General features: G+C 55.7%; 7 protein-coding genes. 4 read left to right on the top strand and 3 right to left on the bottom strand.

Translation table 11 applies throughout. From position 1 onward, the window contains the following. Positions 1-242, top strand: a 242-nt coding sequence (locus tag CE491_RS30790; RefSeq protein WP_234407614.1) for a hypothetical protein, incomplete at its 5' end; no start/stop codon positions are given. A gap of 205 nt (positions 243-447) precedes the next feature. On the opposite strand, the gene CE491_RS16290 is transcribed toward CE491_RS30790, so the two are convergent. Continuing rightward, complete coding sequence (locus CE491_RS16290) at positions 448-921, bottom strand: response regulator (RefSeq protein WP_324881079.1); 474 nt, start codon at positions 919-921, stop codon at positions 448-450. A 271-nt stretch (positions 922-1,192) separates the two neighbouring features. Next, positions 1,193-1,417 (bottom strand): DUF2188 domain-containing protein, encoded by a 225-nt coding sequence (locus tag CE491_RS16285; protein WP_110949352.1) that lies wholly within the window; start codon positions 1,415-1,417, stop codon positions 1,193-1,195. A 380-nt stretch (positions 1,418-1,797) separates the two neighbouring features. On the opposite strand from CE491_RS16285, the gene CE491_RS16280 reads away from it, so the two are divergent. Next, positions 1,798-2,022 (top strand): DUF6555 family protein, encoded by a 225-nt coding sequence (locus CE491_RS16280; RefSeq protein WP_110949351.1) that lies wholly within the window; start codon positions 1,798-1,800, stop codon positions 2,020-2,022. 141 nt (positions 2,023-2,163) lie between these two features. After that, a complete protein-coding gene (locus CE491_RS16275) occupies positions 2,164-3,228 on the top strand; it encodes a zinc-binding metallopeptidase family protein (RefSeq protein WP_110949358.1) in 1,065 nt (354 codons plus the stop codon). Between the two features lie 132 nt (positions 3,229-3,360). Here the strand turns inward: CE491_RS16275 and CE491_RS16270 are convergent, their stop codons facing one another. Further along, the gene (locus CE491_RS16270; protein ID WP_110949350.1) at positions 3,361-4,674 is read right to left on the bottom strand and encodes an SDR family oxidoreductase; all 1,314 of its coding nucleotides are present in this window, start codon (positions 4,672-4,674) and stop codon (positions 3,361-3,363) included. A gap of 276 nt (positions 4,675-4,950) precedes the next feature. Here CE491_RS16270 and CE491_RS16265 point away from each other — a divergent pair, with 276 nt between their 5' ends. Further along, positions 4,951-6,741: a thiamine pyrophosphate-requiring protein gene (locus tag CE491_RS16265; protein ID WP_407681346.1), complete on the top strand. Its 1,791-nt coding sequence runs from the start codon at positions 4,951-4,953 to the stop codon at positions 6,739-6,741. Positions 6,742-7,432 lie beyond the last annotated feature (691 nt).

The raw sequence follows: 7,432 nt of genomic DNA, 5'->3' as shown, positions 1-7,432 counted from the left end.
CAGAAGCAGTTGAACACCTGGGTCAGTTTTCAGTCGGCAGAACAGCCGTTAATGGGTCAGTTTTCGGTCAGCGGCAACAGTGGATCGTAGCTATCCTTTTTATCGCCCGTGCAAAGTACGGTTTTTTTGGGCTTAAATTTCACCGTCGCTGTTTTTTCCATTTCGCACATAAAACACCAGCGCGTATGGCATTAAAATCCGGCGAGAAACATGTCGAAAGCTCGAGTTCCAGAGACGCTTAAGCTCCGTGTGTGCCGGTGTAAAAGTCCGTGGTGGTCACGACGCTATTGGGACATCCTCGCAACTCGATGCGGCAGCGGGAGTCTGCAAGAGTTGCTTGACCAACAGCGCGAGTTTGCGGCCGAACAACCGAATACGTACTCATCAGCGAGTTGCCTCCGAGCATGACCCTTGGACGACTTTCGGCGATTCACGACGATTGCAGGCCTAGGTTTGCCTTGTCGCGTTGCCGTCAGTGGGGCCAACGATGGCTTTGACTTTGCTGATGATCACGTCAATGTCGAAAGGCTTCTCGACAACCCCAACGAAAAGGTCTGGCCGTGCCAGTCCTAAATCTGCCTGCGCGCCGCTCATGAGGATCATGGGTGTTAGCCCATGCGCTTTGCTGGTTCTGATCGCTTCAGCCATTTCGATTCCGTTCATGCCGGGCATCATGAAGTCGGTGATGATGAGATCAGGCCACTCGCCGTCCAGGATCTCAAGAGCCGTGAACCCGTTACCCGCGATGATCGTTGTCACTCCCTCCTCCTGGAGCGCAAAACTCAGAATCTCCGCTATTACGAATTCGTCGTCGACTATGAGTACAGTTACCATCGCCGGATCCCCTTCAGGCGGACCTTTATCAACATCTCGGTGGTTAACGAACATCGCTTGGGCTTTCTGAACAGTCTCATGCCACATGCTCCTTGCTGGAAGTCTTGACCACCCTTGCTCCATGAAAACGAGATGGAAGCAGGTGTCCGCATTAACGTGAGAATGGGCGAGCGGTGCCTTAGTTCAGCCTATTAAATCTCAGCCGGACGGGACGTCCTTGAGCAGTTTTCCCGCTACGTAGCATGGATGGAGCTGCCCCGTGCGGGGAACAGTGACAACCACCGCCAGCATTTTCCATGCTTCCCGAAGCTTGAAATTTGCATCGTTGGCCAAATCGGGCGCCGCGCGAGCTAAGTACTTAACCTTTGGTTTGGGTTGGATCAGCGCTGCGGGGATAGGTGCGCTCCTCTTGAATCGTCCCGTCCTCTTTGTGGATCTTGAGCGACGCGGTTTTGCCGTTTAGAAATTCGCTGGCGAGTGCAGTAATTTCGGCCTTGGTGGCAGCTGTTTTCGAGGCACGTTCGGCACCCTGTTTGGTCAGAGCCCATCCGTTATCCGTTTTGATGATGTGGTAATTTTCCATTTTGCTTCTCCTGGTTGGGTTATTCGAGGCCCACACGCCGACGCATTTCAGCGGTGGTGGCTTGCCGCGTCTCTGTAAAATCAGCCCGAAGGGCGGTGTCCAGTTCCCAATCCCGTTGATATTGAACGTTGCGATCTTGAGCGTCTGCACACGCTCATTCTTTCGATGCGCCGCAAGCATGCTCATGTGAAACCTGTCATCGGCAAGAGTTCGAGGAAATCACGCCGAATGCACAACACTGACCTACAAGGTGTGATGAAGGTTTGGCGCATGGATTTACACTCAGTTGAGTGGATCCGTAATGAACTGTTTTAAATAAGGAATTTTTTTTTTGCGCGCAGGATCTTTGGCTTGGGTACCGCAATGCCAAGGAGACTGAAATGGCCCAGGAACACCACTATCGGATCGATTACTTGCTCAACGGCACGTACAAGACTTTTTACATCCGAGCAGCGAAGATGGACAACGTTGAAGCCTGGCATTGGGCAACCGTGGATGCCGGGATTGGGCAACTACCCAAATACCGGAGCGATCCGACGCCCAAGCTCAGCAAACCTCAGGCTGAGAAACATGGGGTCACCGATGTTGAGTGGCGTCCAGCGTAGGCTAAAAAAACTGACGTGCTGCCAGAGACGGTTATGCAGGGAAATCAAGAAAGGGACAACGTGCCTGATGAATTCCAGCGCCTGACTTTGGCAGTGAAGGATTGGCAGAAAACACCAGGCGTTTTCTCTGCGAGGAACACAATGACTCAGGACACTATGGATTTGTTGGAGCGTCTGCTTCTGGCACATGGGCCCGGTGGCCAGGAAGATGAGGTGCGTAGCGTCTGTCGGGTTGAGCTTGAACGGCATTGTGATGAGGTGACTGTCGATAGGGCCGGCAATGTCGTAGGCGTAATACGCTCGGAGCATTCGACCGATCCTGATGAAGGCATTCGAGTCATGGCGCATCTCGATGAGATCGCGATGCTCGTGAAGCGGATCAATGATGACGGCACACTTGAGGTCATTGCTCTCGGGGGCGCGCAGCCCATCAGCTTCGGCGCGTGTCCTGTCGACATCCTGGGGAGTTCAACTCTGCCCGGCGTGCTTTCTTTCGGCTCGATGCACAACAGTGGTAGTACATCGCAAGGCCGTGATGTGCTTACCGGAGACGTTCATTGGTCAGATGTTCACATCGTCACTCGACGCAGCACTGAGGAGCTGGCCAACCTGGACGTTCGACCGGGTACGCGGGTCGTACTGAGCAAACACTGGCGCCAGCCGTTTCGACTACCCAATGCCATCGCTGCACACTTCCTTGATGACCGCGCGCCCCTATTGGCAACGATCATGGCTGCACGGGGCGTTGCGCAGCGGCGCGAGCGGCTCAAACAAGACGTCTGGTTCGTGTGCACGACCTTGGAAGAAGAATCGAATGCAGGGGCGATGTACGCGGCATCTCGACTCCCGGGAGATGTAACCATTGCCGTGGAGGTCGGGCCAGTTTTGGCAGAGTACGGTACCAGGTTTTGTGCAGACCCCATTATCAACACGGGAGACGAGAAGGGCTATTACAGCCGTGAAATCGTGGCAGGGCTGGTGACCGCTGCCAAACGCGCAGGATATTCAGCCCAAATCGCGTTGCTCGTCGATTTCGCGTCCGATGCCAGTGCCGTGATGAGCAACGGTATTTCTGCAAAAGCGGGTTGTATCGCTATTCCCACCGAAAATACGCATGGCTTCGAAATCATTGATGACGCCGGGATAGAGGCCTGTGCTGCAACACTAATCGAGTTCCTGCTCGGTGCCGAAGACGGGCCGACGTAGAGGCTGTTTTAGTGTTGCCTCGCTCATGTCGGCACGCGCCTATCCAGTTTGACCTCTGACGGTAAATGATGCGGCCTCTGGCCGCGTGGTCTGTACGCGCTGGCGTTAAATAGCACTGGCTTGAGCGCTCCATTACCTCCGTTTGTTGCGTAAAAGCGCATAAGCGCAGCCTCCTATCAACAACGTCGAAGCCAGTGCCAGGACCGTGGGCGTTCCGTGGGACTTTTGACGCCATCCACCTTCCATCTGGCGGGTGCCGCTCGGCGGCGCGAAGAGATTTCCAGTGGATGTCGCAGCTGCCGGGCTGCGGCGTATGCCCCACCGAGTGAGCCATCCAGCCAGGTGGTTGAACCCGGGCACTAAAAAATGAGACAGGCGGGCTACATGCGCCGCGCGGCCCACCGTCGTAGTCGTACGCGGCGTGATGGCGCAGTTCACCATCGCCTCGGCTACCAGTTGAGGGTCATAGATAGGCGATGGGGGTTTGAGAGCGTGGCCGGTGTAATTACCTGCGTCTCGAAATCCAGGCGTATCCATGACAGCGGGGTAGATATCGCAGACGTGGATATCAGGGAATTCCGTCAGCTCGCCTCTCAACGCTTCAGTCAGCCCGCGAAGGCCGAACTTTGCAGCTGAATAAGCGACGGCATAGGGCTGGGCCACCCAACTTCCCAATGACAAGGTGTTTATCAGTATTCCGCTTTGCTGGGCCTTGAAATAGGGGAGGGCAACGTGAGCGCCGCGCAGGTAGCCAAGAAGATCTGTCTGGATGACTTGCTCATGAGCGTCGAGCGGGGTGTCCTCGAAGCTTCCAACCGCACCGACGCCTGCGTTGTTGATCCAAACATCGATTCGGCCATTGCCGAACTCCGCAGCGCGCTCGGCGAGATGTTTCATTTGCTCGCTCTTGGTAACGTCCGTGGCCACTGCGACGGCGTCGGTACCGCAATCGGTGCATTCATCCAGCACCTCATAAAGCGCCTCTTCATCACGCGCTGCCAACACCAGGCGAGCGCCTTGACAGGCGAACGCTTTGGCGGTCGCTCGACCTATGCCGCTTGATGCGCCAGTGATGACGACCAGTTGCCCATCCAGGGGGCCCATGTGGGATGGCTCAGGTAAATCAGCTGGGACATATCGGGGGGCAGGAGAATCCACGGAAGCGCTAGCATCATCGTGGTTTAGCGTTAGCGAATCACCGCCCACCAAGGTAAGTGTGAGGTCTTCGATAGTGCCAGCAAGCCGGTTTGGAAACACAGGCTCTCCTGTCTCGTCGAGGTCGTCATAAATGAACTGTTGGCCTTCCAGCCAACCGACCGCGGTCAATAACTCGGGAGCGAGGTAATACTTTCCATCCAGAAAAAAGCCGGTAAACGGATGCGTGTCGCCCAAAAGCTCCACTGAATAACGCTCGCCGGGTTTCATGCCTGTTTTAGGGTCGATCATGACGGGGCCTCCAAGGGCTCGTTTTGCCGTAGAGGACGAGGTATTGGAAAATGTTCCATCGGACCGACTAAACGGAACGTCGCTTCGCTGCTCGCCGAGTAGCCGAAAAGCGGCGGGGCCGGATATTCAATGCTGAGCTCGCGAATCGCCTCTAGCAGGTACTGAAGATTTACTCGAACTAAAAAGTTGCCTTCGCTGTCCAGACTTTACGCTCGGGGACGATCCTGGAGAGGTTCTTGAGGTCGCACCACGCTAGACGACACGCGAGGATGGATAATGAGGACAGTAGGGGATTTTCTAGTCGAAAGACTGAGCCAGTGGGGTGTCACGCGAATTTTTGGCTACCCCGGCGACGGTATCAATGGCGTGTTCGGTGCACTGCGCCGTGCCAATGGAAAGATCGAATTTGTGCAGGCCCGACATGAAGAAATGGCCGCCTTCATGGCATCTGCCCATGCGAAGTTCACCGGAGAATTGGGCGTCTGCATTGCGACATTCGGCCCCGGCGCCTCCCATTTGATAACCGGTCTCTATGACGCGCGGATGGATCACATGCCGGTGTTGGCTATCGTGGGGCAGCAGGCCCGCAATGCCCTTGGTGGGCACTATCAGCAAGAGCTGGATTTGGTCTCGATGTTCAAGGACGTGGCCGGCGCATTCGTTCAGCAAGCATCTTCACCTGCACAAGTGCGCCATCTCATCGACCGCGCGGTTCGCACCGCCGTCGGCGAACGCCGAGTGACGGCGATCATTCTGCCTAACGACCTGCAAGAAGCAGAGTTCAAGGACCCCGCCAGAGCACACGGAACCATTCACTCCGGGGTCGGGTACAGCAAACCGAGAGTCGTGCCCTACGAGGCTGATCTGCAGAGAGCAGCCGACGTACTCAATGCCGGTGAAAAGGTCGCGATCCTGGTCGGAGCAGGTGCTCTGGGGGCGACAGATGAAGTCATTGAAGTTGCGGAAAAGCTGGGCGCCGGCGTCGCCAAAGCGCTTCTTGGCAAAGCGGTAGTGCCTGATGACTTGCCGTGGGTCACGGGAAGCATTGGCCTGCTCGGAACTGAGCCGAGCTACAAGCTGATGAGCGAGTGCGACACCTTTCTCATGATTGGATCTGGTTTTCCTTACTCCGAGTTTCTTCCCAAGGAAGGACAGGCGCGAGGCGTACAGATCGATCTGCAACCTGACATGCTGAGCCTGCGGTACCCAATGGAAGTCAATCTGGTAGGTGATGCTGGCGAGACACTTACGGCCCTCATGCCTCTTCTTCAGCAAAAAACGCAACGCTCATGGCGCAAGAAAGTGGTGGCTTGGCGCGCAAGTTGGGAGAAGACGTTGGAAAAGCGCGCGCTGGCCAAGGCCGATCCGATCAACCCTCAACGCGTGGTATTTGAACTCTCGCCGCGTCTGCCCGATCACGCGATCATTACCAGCGATTCAGGCTCGTGTGCCAACTGGTATGCCCGTGATCTGAAGATTCGCCCAGGCATGATGTGCTCGCTGTCTGGCGGGCTGGCATCCATGGGCGCCGCGGTGCCGTACGCGATTGCCGCCAAGTTTGCGTTTCCCGAGCGGCCCGTCATCGCGTTGGTGGGGGACGGCGCCATGCAAATGAACAACATGGCCGAACTTATTACCGTCGCCAAATACTGGAAGCAATGGGACAGCCCAAAGTGGATCTGTGCGGTATTCAACAATGAAGATCTTAACCAGGTGACTTGGGAACAGCGCGTGATGGAAGGCGATCCCAAGTTCGAAGCATCGCAGAATATCCCGGACGTCCCTTACCACCTGTTCGCCATTTCGATAGGGCTCAAAGGGATCTTCGTGGATCGTGAAGATCAGGTGGCAGAAGCCTGGGAAAAGGCGCTGGCGTCCGACGTCCCGGTGTTGCTTGAATTCAAGACCGACCCCAACGTTCCGCCGCTGCCGCCGCACATCAAGTTGGAGCAAGCGAAGAAATTCGCGTCCACCTTGTTACAGGGTGATCCCGACGAAGCAGGGGTCATCATTCTAACGGCCAAGCAGGTGCTGGGCGCGGTGCTGCCTGGCGGGTCGAAGAAGTAAGCGACTTCTTATCCGGACCATCAGGCTAACGTTCAATTGACTCAACTGTCATTGGCGCGAGGAGAAGCCGAACCGACGCGCCGCGCAGCTCATTGCACTCTGCATCACGATCCGTGGGACATGGACGTTCCCATCGGACCACATGAGCTGGCACGTCAGAATTTTAGCTACGCACTGCAGATCGTTAGTCCACCGTCCACCGTCCATCGCCAAGTCCAGGATAAAACCGGCTCAAGGTTTGGCCGTTGCTTCGTCCGAGGTTGTCACTAGGTGAGGTTGAGTTGCGCGGCGTTGATCCTTGACTATGATCGGCGGAACTGATGAGCAGTGATACTTCATGCCCTTCCTGACGGGCATGGTAGCAACGCTTTCCATGCATTGGTCCCGAGTGGAATACGCCGCCGGCTGGCGCTCTTCCAAACACCCTTCAGACCCCGTACAGATGGTTATCACAATCGCGAAAACGCTCATCATTGCACACCTTCCTTTTGGCAAATCGAGAGATAAACAACCGGCGATGGTGGGGATTCTGCGGTGGCTGAGGGCTCAATACAATAAGCGTCGAGCGCTGATCGTCGGAAATGTGACTAACTCAAACACTATTTGCTATTAGCATTTATAAGGTATTGATTTTCCTAGTTAAGTTATAAGTTGAAAATTTGAGCCGAGCGCACGGGAACTGCGCCTCTGC

It is taken from the genome of Pseudomonas bohemica, assembly GCF_002934685.1.
GTDB lineage: Bacteria > Pseudomonadota > Gammaproteobacteria > Pseudomonadales > Pseudomonadaceae > Aquipseudomonas > Aquipseudomonas bohemica.
This window is presented reverse-complemented; position numbering and strand designations above follow the sequence as displayed.